The organism is Paenibacillus sp. 1182 (genome assembly GCF_017833915.1).
Classification (GTDB): Bacteria; Bacillota; Bacilli; order Paenibacillales; family Paenibacillaceae; genus Paenibacillus; species Paenibacillus polymyxa_D.
In genome coordinates this window covers 113,016-127,141 of record NZ_JAFICR010000005.1, presented here as the reverse complement: position 1 = coordinate 127,141, position 14,126 = coordinate 113,016, and the positions used below count along the sequence as shown (strand labels likewise).

The following is a 14,126-nucleotide window of genomic DNA, read 5'->3' as shown; positions in this document are numbered from 1 at the left end:
CTCTCATGCAGTTACAGAAGATTTTTAACACGGAAGCGCCAAATCGCTCTACCCGTATTATTGAAGGCGAAAGCTCCGGTATTTTGAATTGGAACGATATTCGGATGCCACATATGTACAAATTGTATAAAGTGCTACTGCTGAATCACTGGATTCCAGATGAAATCCCGATGTCCAAGGATGCGTCCCAGTTCCCTGTGCTGGATGCCGAAGAACAGCGCACCTTTAAAATTAACATCGGCCTGCTGGCTGTACTGGATTCGATGCAAACGATGTTTGTCGGGGATGTAAAACGCTATTTTACCGACTCGTCACTGGAAGCTATTTCAGCGATTATCGGGCAGCAGGAAGTGGTGCATAACCAGTCCTACTCCTACGTTCTGTCTTCTTTGGTGTCAGATCAGGAACAGAAGGAAATTTTTGAATACTGGAAAAACGATCCTGTCCTGCTGGAGCGTAACACATTCATCTCGGACATTTACCAGGAGTTCCGCGATGAGCAGAACCCGCAAACCTTTTTCCAAGCGATGGTAGCCGATTTGATTCTGGAAGGCATTTTCTTTTATAGTACGTTTGCTTTCTTCTACAATTTGGCCCGTGATCAGAAAATGATGGCAACCAGCCAAATGATCTCGTATATTCAGCGTGATGAAAATCAGCATTGCTACTTCTTTGCCGAAGTGTTTAAGCAGCTGTTGTCTGATTTCCCTGAGCTGAATACCAAGGAAAATACGGACTATGTCTATCGTATGATTGACCGCGCTGTGGAGCTGGAAACGAATTGGGCGCATTATACGCTCAAAGAGGTTCGCGGCATCGACCTGAACGAGCTGAGCGATTACATCAAATACATGGCAAATATGCGCCTGAGATTGCTTGGTATGGACAAAGCGTACGAAGGCGTAGATGTAAACTGTATGCCTTGGATTAAACCATTCTCAGATGAAGCGCTGAATGCGACAAAAACGGACTTCTTTGAAGCAAAATCACGCAATTATGGCAAGGTCGGAGATGACAACGGATTTGACGATTTGTAAGTCATAAGATACAGCCTTAGCTCGGTACTTACCGGGCTAAGGCTTTTTTCATGAGAATTTACGCAAATACGCAAAAAAAATCATGAAACATCTGAATAACTATTCATATTTTCCTATTTGTACACGATATATATGAAGGTAAAAAAAACATAGTAAGGAGCATATTATGAAAAGAAGCGTTAAAAAAAGAATGGGATTACAATCCAAACTCTACTTCATCTTGCTCATTCCTTTAATAGTGATTGGCGTCATTGTTCTGTGGACGACCAATCAATCTATCCAGAATGCTTCTCTATCAACCATGCAGCTAAATAATGAAACGCTGGCAAAGAACACGGCCCAGTTATTGGACAAATCCGCAGTCAAGAGCTTAAATACGGATTCATCGGAGCAAAGTAGCGAGTATAAACAACTTCGTAACGAGTTAAATACGCTCAGGCTGCAAACTGGAATCCTGTACATCTATATGTACAACCGTGTGGGCAATGAGTGGAAAATTACGGTAGATGGAGCCGCATGGGACGACAAAGACTACAGTCCATTCGGAACTCCTGTAAGTTTTACCCTTAAAGAAACGGAAGAGAAATTGAAACAAGGGGAAATAGTGACTACAGATATTACAACGGACCCTGAGTGGGGGACGATGTTTTCCTCCTTTACTCCCATTAAGGATACAGATGGAACCATCATTAGTTATTTGGGAATCGATAGATCCCTGTCCTCTGTGACTGAAGTATACGAACATACCTTGCCCGAGGCCTACCGATTAGTTATTCCTGTTGTCTCCATCATTCTGATCATCTCCATTACGGCTATGATGCTGGTAACCCGGCGGATACTGCGTCAGGTGAGATTTATTAAAAATACACTGGAGCAAGTAGCCGACGGCAACCTTACGGTTACATCGTCGCAAGTAACATATGATCAGTTAGGCGAAATCAGCGGATTGACGAACAAAATGGTGGAAGCCATGTCGAATATGATTGTGGATATTCAAAGCAGTTCAAGTACACTCCAGCATGCTTCGAAGAATATCGTCGTGACAACGGAGGGGACACTCCATCAGACTGAGGAACTGTCCCGTACGCTCCAGCAAATTGCCGATGTCTCTATTAACCAAGCAGAACAAGCGGTGGAATCAGTTCAACAATCTGACCGATTAGGACAAACGCTGGATGAAGTCGGAAGCCATGTGCAGCAATTCACGGATACAGCCCATCATCTCAATGAGGTTCGCAATCAGGTAGCCAGTGAGCATGAACTGTTATTAGAAAAAGGACGAGAAAGCGCCCTGCGTATCAAGCAGATGCAACGCATGTCCCACGCGTTAACCGAAAAATCCCGCGAGGCGGCTAACATCGGTCAGCAGGTACAGGGCATCGTAAAGCAGACGCAGATTTTGTCCTTTAATGCATCTATTGAAGCCTCACGTGCAGGCGAAGCTGGCAAGGGTTTTTCTGTAGTCGCTCATGAAATGGGACAACTTGCCCAACAATCCGCCATATCGATTCGTGAAATCGATGAAATCTTAAGCAGCTTTGTTGAGCAAATTGAGCAAATGGGTGATCAATTTGATGAAAACATAAAGACCGTCAATGAACAAGAAACCCAAATTTCAGCATGTCTACAGTCTGTTGACAAAGTCACCCAGGTTTCACGGGAAGTTGAGGAGTTAGCTGCACATCTGGCTCAGTTGACGGCAGAGATGCAAGAGGTACGTCACAGCGTAGATCAACATTTAAATCACACAGCCAGCGCGGCACAGCAGACTGCCGGAATGACAGAAGATGTATCAGCAAGCGCTCAGAAGCAGGCCCTAGCGGTAAAAGAACTATCCGAAGTAGCCCGCAATCTGACCACACTATCAAACAATCTGCAGCGACATGCTGACCAGTTCCGGGTGAAAAACGCTGAATAGTAAAAAAGGGATTACCCATGCATGATGAATTGTGACTCGTAAGATGAACCTTTGAAAAAGCGTTTCTTTTACGGGTCATTTGCATTTTCAACAGATGAATACAAGATGTGTCTGGAGCGGATCAGTGGCAGATGATCTATGCGTGCGTGTCGACTAAGAGGCACTTCTTTTCTTTACATACTAAACATGCATCTGTGCTGATTGCCCATGATTGGCTATTTGCGGCTTCAGTTCATCCATGATGCATTCAGCCGCTTCCTCGCCAGCCTCGACGCATTCAGGCCATTTTGTAAAATCAAACGCCGCAATATGTCCGACTTCAGGGCGAATAACAACGTCTGCTAGCCGGAGACTATTATGCTTTCGTTCGGCGGTCATCAAGCTGTAAGAGCGGTATACAACTTCCACCATATTTCGCGGCGGCTTCTTTTCATGTCCCCGTGCCACATCAACAGCAATTACTAAACAATCTGCTTCCCGACTCATCTCTTCTACAGGCAAATTGTTTAATACCCCTCCGTCGACCAGCATCTTGCCTTCATGCATCACAGGAGCGAATAAGCCAGGAAACGCCATCGTAGCCCGTAGTGCTGTCACCAAATCACCTTGTTCAAAAATGAATTGCTTGCCTTCCAGTAAATCGACAGAAACAGCTTCAAAACGGATAAGAAGATCCTCAATCTTCTGCGTATGCTGTCCATACTGCTGCAGTAGCTCATTCACCACCGTATTCATGCTGTTACCGCCAATTAAACCACGATGGCGTATGCCGATATCCAACAGGCGGTATTTAGGTGTCTTTTTAATACAATCCAATAGAGCATCCGTAGGAACACCCGCCGCATAAAGTCCGCCAACAATGCCGCCCATACTCGTACCGACGATACAATCGACCTGAATCCCGTGTCTTTCGAACGCTCTCAGTACCCCCAAATGAGCAAGTCCTCTGACTGCTCCCCCACCCAAAACCAATCCTACCTTCGGCATATACGCAACCCCTTTACATGTATTTACTGCATGCGTCCAAACACACAAAAGACCCAAAAACTAAACGTAAGGAGGCCAGCTTCCTCTCCTCACAAATGACTCATTCCTGTCATATTCAAAAATGAAAAGCCTCGCTTAGAAAATCGGAAAGCAACCCTTTTTCCTCGTCAGAAAGATCCGAAATGGATTGCAGAAAACGGGAAACCAGCTCCGTAATTTCAAGGCCTAGTTCATCGTTCATCGTTTGTAAGGCCATACCCAACACAGTGCCAACAAACATGGTCATGCCCATTTCCTTGCTTGGCGCTGTAAGGACAATCCGCTGAATCCAGGGACCTCTTTTACCTCCCAGCTTCTTCAAGTACATCAAAAGCAGCCCTATAATATAGGCGCAAAAATTGATTCTGACACTGGCTTCAGGAATTTCAGCCCAAATTTTTCGGACCGCCTCATTGGGACCTGTATTGTTCAAATCCTTGAGCAGTCCCGAGATATTCTCGACGGTATTTTTCCAATCCACCAGATCCACTAATTCATTCCGGGACTGGTTGAACAAATCCGAAGCTTTATCTGTAGGTACAAATACAACCTGTGAACGTCCGGTTACCTTGGTATTCACCTCATAGCTGCGCGTAATAAACCCGAGCTTTTCAATTTCTTTCAGCATGTCATAGGCCGTCCACTTACTAACCCCTAATGATTTAGCCAAGGCCTCATAATGAATAGGTAGTTTTGTTTTTTGGTACAGTTCCACTAATGTATGCAAAAATTGCAGTCGGCGTTTAGTAAGTGACACGATAGCGTTGTAACCTCCCTGTGTAATTCTCTATGAATTCGTTTTTGGGTTTTTTGTGTCTAAATATTAGCACTGAATACCCATATAAGCAAGCCTCATAATGATTATTGATTCTCACACAGCGGGCTGCTCTTTTACATATTTCCTTTTTAATTGGCTTGTGTTATATTTTTATCCATATCGTTTTTTGGTTTTTTTGGTCTTTACGGTCTTTTGTGTGATTATTTTATTGGAGGGAAACGTTCATGCAATCAGCTCTCAAGCCCAACGGCATTACTATTACGGGTGCAGGATTCTATGTACCGGCATCACTATTCACCAATTTGGAATTAGCCGCATCTCTGGATACATCCGATGAATGGATCACTCAGCGAACAGGTATCCGTCAGCGATATATCGCAGAAGCATCCGCAGAAACCTCTGATCTTGCCGTCCTGGCTGCAACTCATGCTTTACACCGTGCTCAATTATCATCGGAAGATGTGGATCTTATTGTAGTGGCAACGTCCACCCCTGACTATGCTTTCCCTTCCACGGCCATGTTGGTCAAGCAAAAGCTAGGAAGCCGCGCACCTGCATTCGACTTATCGGCAGCCTGCTCCGGTTTTGTATATGCCCTCTCGATCAGCAGTGACATGATGAAGGCGGGTGCATACCACAACGTCCTGGTGATTGGAGCAGACAAGTTCTCCAAAATCGTAGATTGGCAGGACCGTAATACCGCCGTTTTATTTGGAGATGGAGCAGGTGCTGTTGTCCTTCAATCTCATCCCGGTGCTTTCTCGTCTTTTTCCTTGCTTGGCTCGGAAGAACGTGGAGCAGACATGCTGATCTCCCCCGTCACAGGGCCTATTACAATGCATGGACGAGAGGTTTTCAAGTTTGGGGTGCGCATTCTGGAATCTATGCTGACTAAAGTTATGGAGGAATTAAGATTAAGCATAGATGATATTGCTTTGATCATTCCGCATCAGGCCAATATCCGAATCATTGAACATGCGGCAGTTAAGTTGAAAATTCCACTGGATAAGTTCTTTATAAATATCGAAAAATACGGAAATACGTCAGCTGCTTCTATTCCCATTGCGCTCGCGGAAGCTATGGAACAGCAGCGAATTCAAGCTGGTGATATTGTCGTCCTGGCTGGCTTCGGCGCAGGATTAGCCTGGGGTGTTCAAGTTATTCAGATCGCATAAATTCTTCAGTTCAACAGACAAAAAGGAGTAAACTAAAATGGAGCATTCGCAAACGTAGCGAGTGCTCCATTTTTATGTTTTGAAAGCCAAGCAGAGTTCACCTTTATCCGAGTAGGTGCATACATATAACCTAGAAGTGTGTATTCAAGCACTCCAGACTCATACCTGTTCTTATGATGGAGGTAGCGCGGCTGTTTTCACCTGTTTCGTATAAGAAGGATAGCCTCCCGTATGCTGGAGCATTTCGATTTCACGCAAAATACGCGGCAAGTCAGCGACCGAGTTCATCACGATGTGGGCTCCTGCCCTTTTCAAACCATATACACTCTGTCTGCGCCGTTCCTCAGCCACTCTGTCATCCGCTTCATGGCTGGTCGTTTGAGCTGCGGTCGTCACGCTTTCGTTATGGTTCAACACACCAATCGTCCATACACCGGCGTTCCGTCCCTCTTGCATATCGGCTACTGTATCTCCTACTTTCACAATATCGCTAAGTGGGAATACCTGCAAGCGATGTGCAATTTCATAGATCATCCACGGATAAGGCCTCCCCTGCGAAACTTCACAAGGGGCTACCATACAATCCAACGTATAGGGTGACTGTGCAGGCGTAAACTTGTGACTGAGCATTTCCATCGGACAGGATGCAGTGGCGCCTGACTGAATGCGACGATCCTGCAACTCCTGCAGCGCCCTGTCTATACCGATAGCAGGCTCAGCCCCTTGGATCAAGGAGCGGAGAACAGGGACAAGCTCAAGATAAATATGCTCAATATCCGCTCTGCCAGGATGCGCACCAAAGCACTCCAGCCATTTTTTCCGAACCTCTGAAAGTCCCAGCACATTCGCAATATGATCCCGGATCGGCATTCCTCGCCCATGAGATACCTGTTCTTCAGTTACCTGTATACCTTTCCATCTGAAAATGTCACGCATTCCCTGGGTTAAGCCTCGTCCTCCGGGGTCTAACAATGTACTTTCGAGATTAAAAATAACCGCCTGTATCATGCAATCCCCGCCTTTCCGTACCGCGGCTATCCGCAATCTTTATTTTGCTTAGGAACATGATACACAGCTAACGTAAACTGAAATGTCGTAAACGGTAAGCGGATTGTAATTGAAAATAAATTCCTTGATTGGTTGTGAATACCGAGTGTGATAAGAGGAGGAGTCGCAACATGAGACAGCCTTGGAATGAATTTAATTCCAAAATGCCTTGGCGGATGGAGCTTGGTTGTTATGCGCTGAATAAACTGGCCTGTGGAGGATTAGTTTTTGGTCTCTTATGGATCTACTGCTATCTGACAGAGGAAATAACAGGGATTCCTCTGACTATAGCAGGCAATAGTGGTGAACTGACCGCGCAGCTGTGGGCCTATGGTTTTGCCCTTCCTGCCGCTCTTGCCGCTGATGCGCTACGCGATCTTTTACCCTGGCTTCGCAAGCCCGAGCAGCTCACCCTATACCTCGCTGCAGGATTCAGCGTCTTTCTCCTGCTAGGTTCTTTGATGTCGCCTGCCGGAACGGGCATTGCATGGAGCAACGGCATAGCAGGTGCAGGGATTACACTGCTGTATTATGGAGGAAGGTACTGGCTGAACCGTGAATATGGATTACAGATCATGCTGGCCTTCCTCCTGCCACTGCTGCTATGGCCTATAGGGCTTCAATAATGTCACCAGCTATCACAGAGGCAGGATGCTGGCGATGACGTGCGGCTGTTTCTCCAGCCGCACCATGCAAATACACGCCAAAGGCTGCTGCCTGCGAAGCATTCAAGCCCTGGGCCAGCAAACCTGCGATGATGCCTGTCAGCACATCGCCCGCACCGCCTGTCGCCATCCCAGCATGGCCTGTGGTATTGACGTAGGCTGTTCCGTCAGGACAAGCGATGACAGTGCGCGCTCCTTTGAGCACCAGCGTGACCCCACGTGTTCGGGAGTACTCCCGGGCATGGGTGATGCGGTCACGCTGCACCTCTGCTGTCGGTATGCCCAGCAGACGAGCCATTTCACCGGGGTGCGGCGTTAGTACGACCGCCGCACTTCTCGGCTTCCAAGCCTCCAGCTCAGGCCCCGCCGAGGCGAGGATGTTCAAGGCGTCCGCATCAAGCACAAGCGGACCGCCGTATTCCTCCCACAGGCGGCGCAGCCAGCCAGTGTCCCCTGCAAAGCGACCGAGGCCGGGGCCGACGGCCAGCACATCACGTGCCTGCGCGAGCTGTAGCAACTCGTCTGCGGAGTCGGCATTCCATTCGCCGTCTCCGCCTGCTGCTGCGGCAGCGAGCATCAGTTCCGGCGCGGCTCCAATGACGCGCGGCAACAACGCCTCGGGCACTGCCCACGTGACAAGGCCGCTGCCGATGCGCAGGGCGGCACGTGCGGCCAGCAAGCCCGCCCCGCTCATGCGCAGGCTTCCGGCCGCGACGAGAACATGGCCGTAGGTGCCCTTGTGCCCGTCCGGCACGCGGCTGCGGCTTACATCCACGTCCAGTGCAGCGCGCAGCGTGTCACGGGTCAAGAGCCGCAGCTGCACGCCGCACTCACGGGCAAGGCCGGGTGGAATACCGATGTAGCGTACCACCACATCGCCTGTGGTCCCGGCGCCCGGATATTGGACGAGCCCACGCTTCAAGTAGGCGAGGCATACGGTGACGCGCGCACGAATGCATGGCTCGTGCAGCGCACCTGTGTCGGCGTCGAGGCCGCTAGGCACGTCTACCGACACGAGCGGCACGCCGCTGGCATTGGCCTCGCGGATCAGCGAGGCGTAGGGTTCGCGCGGCGGGCCTTGCGTGCCCGTACCTAGCAGGGCATCGACGATGCCGGAGGCACCGCGCAGGTCGAGGGTATCCCGGCCATAGAGGATCACCGGGATACCCAGAGCCGCGATGATATCGCGTTGCGCAGCCGCTTCACCGCGTAGCGTGTCTGGCGGCTCGACGTACACAACGGTGACGCGCAGCCCTGCATCGGTCAGATGACGGGCTGCCACCAGTCCGTCACCACCGTTGTTGCCTTTGCCTATGAGGATATACCAGTGTTCTCGTTCCCGTAAGTCATGTCGTCCTTGATTCCACGTCTCTGTCCGTATAACACCGCCATGTCCCGGTATATCCCCCGGACCTGTCTGTGTAATCTCTTCTATCCACTGCGACCCCAACACTTCAGCACGATCATTTTCACGTGTTAGATCAGCAGTGCCTACTGAGAAGCCGTCGCCATGGCTTTTCCCACTTCTTTCGGCACATAGCTTCAACACCTCGTCAGCTACCGCGCGCCCGGCATTTTCCATCAAGGTAAGGGCCGGAATACCCAGCTTGTCAATTGTATAGCGATCCAATTCTCGCATTTCTTCGGCGGTCACCATATACATGCTTTTCGCCTCCCGTATGGCTATCCCTGCTTATTAATATCCAACCGTAAAACGGGAATTGACAAATTCCCCTTCTACTAACTCATCAATCAGGGCTACCGCATAATCTTCGACTGAGATACGGCTATGGCCTAATTCGTCAACCACCAAATGATCCAAACCAATACGGAACTGTCCTGTACGTTTTCCCGATTCAATTATTCCGGCAGGACTACAATAGGTCCAGTCTACATCCGCAACGCGGTACAGCTCTAGTGCATCTGCATGGGCAGCCGCCAGTGGCTTCACTTCCTCTGGAAACTCGGCGGTATCCATGAGTCGTTCACCGTTTTCTGTTTTCAAGCTTCCCGCTCCGCCCACAACAAGTATGCGCTGCACGCCGGAACGCCGGGTTCCTTCCAGCAAAGAACGAGTCGCTTCGAGCAGTTCTTCCTCTTCTCCAAACTTGGGACCGTACGCGCTAATGATAGCATCGTGCCCTTTAGCAACATCCGTAACGGAATTCGGATTTAGAATATCTGCTTGAACTACCGTCAAATATTCACTTTGCTCCGTCATACGTTGCGGATCGCGCACCGCCGCCGTCACCTGATACTTACGCTTAATAGCTTCCTTTACTAACGCTTTGCCGATTGTCCCTGTTGCCCCGAAAATAATAACCTTCATATTCACTGCCTTCTTCCTGTCTATAATTTTCTTACTGTTATTTATCCGTTTTATGTTCAACTCAAACTCGTACAGGATTTCAGTTTACAGTCCTCCCGGCTGTCGCCAGTACATCCCTTCTGACCTCGGGCTAACCAACTGGAAGCCGAACTGTGCATACAATTGATCGGCTGGTTTATCCGCAATCAGCGTTGCAAAGCTGCCCGCCGGAACCTCCCGTCTTAAATACTCCATAATCTCTTCCATAAGCTTACGCCCATAACCCTTCCCCTGATGGGAAGGCTTGACTGCAATATCCGTAACCAGAAAAAAGACACCGCCATCACCGCTCACCCGGCCCATCCCGATCAATTCCTGTCCTAGCCGCAATGTCACAGCAAATAAACTATTCGGCAGGCCCTTGGCTGCCGCTTCTTCTGTAATTTGCGACAAACCAGCTTCCTTGCGCAAAGCCCGATATTCCTCGACGGATGGAATGGCGTAATCTACACGAAGAAGCTCATACAGGTGATTCGATGTCTCATGATGTTCTGTTGCATTTTCTATATTTTTATTCATGCCGAATCTCCTCTTCCTGCTTGTAATCTTGTCTATTTTACCAGAAAATACTTCATATATCCTGGTCAGAGATATACAAGCCCTTGAAATGCCTGTGTGGTCTGTGCAATAGTGTAGAAAGAACAATGGAAGGAGGGATTGCGGGTGTCCCCGACGGACTTCGCGGCGTTAGCCGCATATATCTCACCCGGTCTGATTGCCTTCCTGCTGGCGTTGTCTTTGCTGGTATGGCTGTATGTTCACAGTGCAGCCCAGCTTCGAAATTCGCGTCAGCAGCGGCTGGAAGAATTACAGGAATCGCTGCGTATCTATGGACGATTAGCTGGTTGTCTCCAAACCGCTACCCAGAACGGGTTCAATAACAGCGAAAGGCAGTACCAGAACGGACTCATCCACGCTCTTCAGGAAGCCAAAGCTACTCCCTATTTGACCCCTCACCTTCAAGAGCAGGTTCAAGCATCCCTTCGGGAATGTGATACGTTCCGCAGAGAATTGCTTCTCAAATCACTGGAGCGTGAAATGAACAAACTCATTGAGGAACGGCGTCTTGTTCTGCTGGAATCTCATGCTCCGGGCTGGGGAACAGCATTGTGGAAGCTATTACGCCCAGCAGCTGGTCCGTTGGCGCTGGCAGGAATCGTCTGGTTGTTTACAAGGCTGGTTATGGAACTGATAGCCTCCAGCCATGTCGATGTTAGTCTGCCCGATATTGCACAATCTGCCTCATGGCTCAAAGGGTATGCATGGATGAGATTCGTTTCAGGCCTGATCGCCCTACTGTATGTATATCGACTGATGACCCTTCGCAGGCAAAATGATCTGGACGTGACGGCATCCCATTTTCCAACAAGCCTGTTGTGCTTGGTAATCGCCGCTGTCGCCCTGTTTCAATGGATCGGACCGGAAGCGTCTCCCTACATACTGGCTGTTCAGCTTGTGCTGTTCTTGATTGGCTTCCGACTTACCCGAGGCCGCTCGCGCAGTGATCGTCCTTATGTTGGTCATCCCGGCTTGATCAAGGCAGATGCTTCTCAACATCAGGATTTACACGCAGCAGATAAAGATAAAACGGCTGACTCTTCTTTGGCAGAAGAACATATCCGGTCCTAAACACCAATGGCACAGGATTCTATTCCCGTATCCACCCTGCAAATCACATACCATCACAGGACATCCCAACAACAAAGAAAGAGATTATGGGGTGTCCTGTTTTTTGAACAATTTTTGGCTTTTTGAGGGGTTAGGCTTGTGCCAGTGATCAAGGAAAGGGTATATTGTTTATATAAATGTAAATCATATCGTTTTTTATGTATGAATATTGAAAAAAATCCATATATGTTAAACTACCATCAATTTATGATGTACGTTAGAATTGGAGGAACTATGCAACTGGACATTTCTGAAAAATCACTTCCCGTTTATGAAGCGCTGGCCAGTGAGGTTCGGCTAAACATGATTGTTCTGCTTGCGGAGAAGCCTATGAATATACGTGAGCTGGCAGAAGCGTTGGGGCTCAGCAGTGCGATTATGACGATGCATGTCAAGAAACTGGAGAGAGCGTCCATTATTTCGACCAAAATGCTGCCTGGACGAGGCGGGGTACAGAAAGTGTGCTCACTGGCTACAGACAAAATTGAAATCGCCATGCCACGCTACCAGCAGGATGTACGACAATTCCATCAGACGGAGATTTCTGTCGGACACTTTACAGATTTTGAAATACAGGCGACCTGCGGACTGGCTACCGTCGAAAAGATCATTGGTGAATTCGATGAACCTCGTTCGTTCTTGGACCCTGAGCGCTTCAATTCCAAAATTCTGTGGTTTAGCCAAGGATATATGGATTATAAGGTGCCGAATTTCCTACTGTCCAGCCAAAAAGCTGAGGAACTGGAAATTTCGATGGAACTATCATCCGAGGCCCCTTTTACCAATGATAATTGGCCTTCAGATATCACTTTTTTCCTAAATGATGTGAATTTGGGTACATGGACCAGCCCAGGGGATTTCGGGGATAACCGTGGTAAATACACACCTGCATGGTGGCCTGATTTTATCAATCAATATGGTCTCCTTAAAAGACTTCGCGTTACCTCCGAGGGTACCTTTATGGATGGTAAGCAGATATCCGACGTGACTTTAAGCCAAGTGCTGATTGATCAGAAGCAATGGAAATTCCGCATTGCCATATTGGATGATGCCCAGCATGTTGGAGGAGTTACTCTGTTCGGTACCGGATTTGGTAACTACAATCAGGACATCCTGTTCCGTTTGTACTACAAACATGCAGAAAATCATACCAAAACAGTAACGGTAGAAGCTGGGGATAGCAGCAAATAGCTTTTAGTCCTTCAAAACCTGAACACGGCGTTTTGCCCATGCCTTTCATGGGAAAAAAAGCGCCGTGTTTTATTTTTTCATCCACTTATATCGTACTCTTTTGCCACGTGCTATCCGATTAGTGTACAGGTTCAATACACACAGGTGAAGGAACCTCGAGCACATATCCCGTTCGGGACAGCCGTCCATCCTCACTATGGATGGCAAAGGATACGATGTTGTTTCCATCCTGATTTGCCACTACCAGATAACCGGACAAGATGTTGAAGTTACGAGGTGTGCTGCCGAAGGTTTCCACCCATTCCACCGTCTTCAGCTTGCCGCTGTCCAGGTCGACATGGTATAGCACGATGCTGTCATGGCCGCGGTTTGACACATACAAAAAGCGTCCACAGGGCGTAATCCGAATATCGGCTGCTGTATTTTCTACATCTATAATGCCTTCTGGCAGTGTGGACAGGCTTTGCATCAATGTAAGCTCACCATTACGTTCGTTATAACTAAACACAGCAACTGTATTGTTCAACTCATTGGCGACAAAAGCATATGGACGCGAAGGATGAAAAACCAGATGACGCGGTCCAGAACCAGGTGGCAAATCTGTCTCACGATGGGTCACCAGTTTTCCATCCTCTGTCAAACGGTATACCACAATCTGATCCAGTCCCAGATCACATATCAGGGCATACTGTCCTGAAGGATCTGGAATAATCGAATGCGGATGTGCCGCATCCTGGCGGTCCTGGCGAATACCTGAGCCGGTATGCTGAACTTGCCCCGACATGTCTCCTAATCCTCCAGCTTCCTTCGCAGGGAACACAACGGCATTGCCGCCTGAATAGTTGGAAGCCAGCACATATCGTCCATCGGTTGTTACGGAAACATAACAAGTATGCGCTCCCTCCGTCCCTTTTCGATCCAAAGGATGTAATCCCCCCGTCTGGGCATTCACCTGATACGCATACAGCTCGCCTCCTTCTGTTTCACTGGCAACATACAGCTTCGTCCCATCCGGGTGTAGCGCGAGAAAAGAAGGCCTCTCAATTCCTTCCACACCTCCAACCATGCGCAGATCACCATTGTTCACATGCAAAGCACATACATATATTCCTCTTTCCTGACGAGACGCATAAGTTCCTGTATAAAATAACTGCTCATTCCGCTCTTCCATCGGCTCTCATCTCCTTCTAGCTGTTTTTCACATATGATCTGGCTTTTAGCTCTACTATTGGTCTTGTTGTAAACTCATCATG

At 48.4% G+C, this 14,126-nt stretch carries 13 protein-coding genes; 6 read left to right on the top strand and 7 right to left on the bottom strand.

Annotated features, from left to right (window positions below):
* Positions 1-5 precede the first annotated feature (5 nt).
* On the top strand, positions 6-1,037 hold the full coding sequence (locus JOD82_RS12000; protein ID WP_029517885.1) for a ribonucleotide-diphosphate reductase subunit beta: 1,032 nt from the start codon (positions 6-8) through the stop codon (positions 1,035-1,037).
* A 166-nt stretch (positions 1,038-1,203) separates the two neighbouring features.
* Positions 1,204-2,955, top strand: a complete 1,752-nt coding sequence (locus tag JOD82_RS11995) for a methyl-accepting chemotaxis protein (RefSeq protein WP_209949298.1) — start codon at positions 1,204-1,206, stop codon at positions 2,953-2,955.
* 180 nt (positions 2,956-3,135) lie between these two features.
* Here the strand turns inward: JOD82_RS11995 and JOD82_RS11990 are convergent, their stop codons facing one another.
* Both JOD82_RS11990 and JOD82_RS11985 read right to left on the bottom strand, forming a co-directional pair.
* Positions 3,136-3,942 (bottom strand): patatin-like phospholipase family protein, encoded by an 807-nt coding sequence (locus tag JOD82_RS11990; RefSeq protein WP_025723693.1) that lies wholly within the window; start codon positions 3,940-3,942, stop codon positions 3,136-3,138.
* Between the two features lie 115 nt (positions 3,943-4,057).
* A complete protein-coding gene (locus tag JOD82_RS11985) occupies positions 4,058-4,738 on the bottom strand; it encodes a LexA family transcriptional regulator (RefSeq protein WP_209949297.1) in 681 nt (226 codons plus the stop codon).
* A gap of 245 nt (positions 4,739-4,983) precedes the next feature.
* Here JOD82_RS11985 and JOD82_RS11980 point away from each other — a divergent pair, with 245 nt between their 5' ends.
* A complete protein-coding gene (locus tag JOD82_RS11980) occupies positions 4,984-5,934 on the top strand; it encodes a beta-ketoacyl-ACP synthase III (protein WP_025723691.1) in 951 nt (316 codons plus the stop codon).
* A gap of 171 nt (positions 5,935-6,105) precedes the next feature.
* Here JOD82_RS11980 and JOD82_RS11975 read toward each other — a convergent pair whose 3' ends face one another.
* The gene (locus tag JOD82_RS11975; RefSeq protein ID WP_023986748.1) at positions 6,106-6,942 is read right to left on the bottom strand and encodes an HAD hydrolase-like protein; all 837 of its coding nucleotides are present in this window, start codon (positions 6,940-6,942) and stop codon (positions 6,106-6,108) included.
* 170 nt (positions 6,943-7,112) lie between these two features.
* Here JOD82_RS11975 and JOD82_RS11970 point away from each other — a divergent pair, with 170 nt between their 5' ends.
* Complete coding sequence (locus JOD82_RS11970) at positions 7,113-7,607, top strand: hypothetical protein (RefSeq protein ID WP_209949295.1); 495 nt, start codon at positions 7,113-7,115, stop codon at positions 7,605-7,607.
* Here JOD82_RS11970 and JOD82_RS11965 read toward each other — a convergent pair.
* From JOD82_RS11965 to JOD82_RS11955, 3 genes are all read right to left on the bottom strand, one after another.
* Entirely contained in the window at positions 7,591-9,309 is a 1,719-nt protein-coding gene (locus tag JOD82_RS11965) for an NAD(P)H-hydrate dehydratase (RefSeq protein WP_209949293.1), read from the bottom strand. The two genes, JOD82_RS11970 and JOD82_RS11965, sit on opposite strands and share 17 nt — an antisense overlap.
* A gap of 33 nt (positions 9,310-9,342) precedes the next feature.
* On the bottom strand, positions 9,343-9,975 hold the full coding sequence (locus tag JOD82_RS11960) for an NAD(P)-dependent oxidoreductase (RefSeq protein ID WP_209949291.1): 633 nt from the start codon (positions 9,973-9,975) through the stop codon (positions 9,343-9,345).
* 84 nt (positions 9,976-10,059) lie between these two features.
* Complete coding sequence (locus tag JOD82_RS11955) at positions 10,060-10,533, bottom strand: GNAT family N-acetyltransferase (protein ID WP_209949289.1); 474 nt, start codon at positions 10,531-10,533, stop codon at positions 10,060-10,062.
* Positions 10,534-10,677: 144 nt separating this feature from the next.
* On the opposite strand from JOD82_RS11955, the gene JOD82_RS11950 reads away from it, so the two are divergent.
* Positions 10,678-11,643, top strand: coding sequence for a hypothetical protein (locus JOD82_RS11950; protein WP_209949287.1), 966 nt, complete (start codon positions 10,678-10,680; stop codon positions 11,641-11,643).
* A 273-nt stretch (positions 11,644-11,916) separates the two neighbouring features.
* The gene (locus tag JOD82_RS11945) at positions 11,917-12,873 is read left to right on the top strand and encodes an ArsR/SmtB family transcription factor (protein ID WP_039270301.1); all 957 of its coding nucleotides are present in this window, start codon (positions 11,917-11,919) and stop codon (positions 12,871-12,873) included.
* 118 nt (positions 12,874-12,991) lie between these two features.
* On the opposite strand, the gene JOD82_RS11940 is transcribed toward JOD82_RS11945, so the two are convergent.
* Positions 12,992-14,044, bottom strand: a complete 1,053-nt coding sequence (locus tag JOD82_RS11940; protein WP_209949286.1) for a lactonase family protein — start codon at positions 14,042-14,044, stop codon at positions 12,992-12,994.
* Positions 14,045-14,126: the final 82 nt, after the last annotated feature.

Bases quoted from the DNA above. Each gene is read 5' to 3' on its own strand.
- JOD82_RS12000 (WP_029517885.1), top strand. From the start codon at position 6: ATGCAGTTACAGAAGATTTTTAACACGGAAGCGCCAAATCGCTCTACC.
- JOD82_RS11990 (WP_025723693.1), bottom strand. From the start codon at position 3,942: ATGCCGAAGGTAGGATTGGTTTTGGGTGGGGGAGCAGTCAGAGGACTT.
- JOD82_RS11945 (WP_039270301.1), top strand. From the start codon at position 11,917: ATGCAACTGGACATTTCTGAAAAATCACTTCCCGTTTATGAAGCGCTG.
- JOD82_RS11975 (WP_023986748.1), bottom strand. From the start codon at position 6,942: ATGATACAGGCGGTTATTTTTAATCTCGAAAGTACATTGTTAGACCCC.
- JOD82_RS11970 (WP_209949295.1), top strand. From the start codon at position 7,113: ATGAGACAGCCTTGGAATGAATTTAATTCCAAAATGCCTTGGCGGATG.
- JOD82_RS11955 (WP_209949289.1), bottom strand. From the start codon at position 10,533: ATGAATAAAAATATAGAAAATGCAACAGAACATCATGAGACATCGAAT.
- JOD82_RS11980 (WP_025723691.1), top strand. From the start codon at position 4,984: ATGCAATCAGCTCTCAAGCCCAACGGCATTACTATTACGGGTGCAGGA.
- JOD82_RS11940 (WP_209949286.1), bottom strand. From the start codon at position 14,044: ATGGAAGAGCGGAATGAGCAGTTATTTTATACAGGAACTTATGCGTCT.
- JOD82_RS11995 (WP_209949298.1), top strand. From the start codon at position 1,204: ATGAAAAGAAGCGTTAAAAAAAGAATGGGATTACAATCCAAACTCTAC.
- JOD82_RS11965 (WP_209949293.1), bottom strand. From the start codon at position 9,309: ATGTATATGGTGACCGCCGAAGAAATGCGAGAATTGGATCGCTATACA.
- JOD82_RS11960 (WP_209949291.1), bottom strand. From the start codon at position 9,975: ATGAAGGTTATTATTTTCGGGGCAACAGGGACAATCGGCAAAGCGTTA.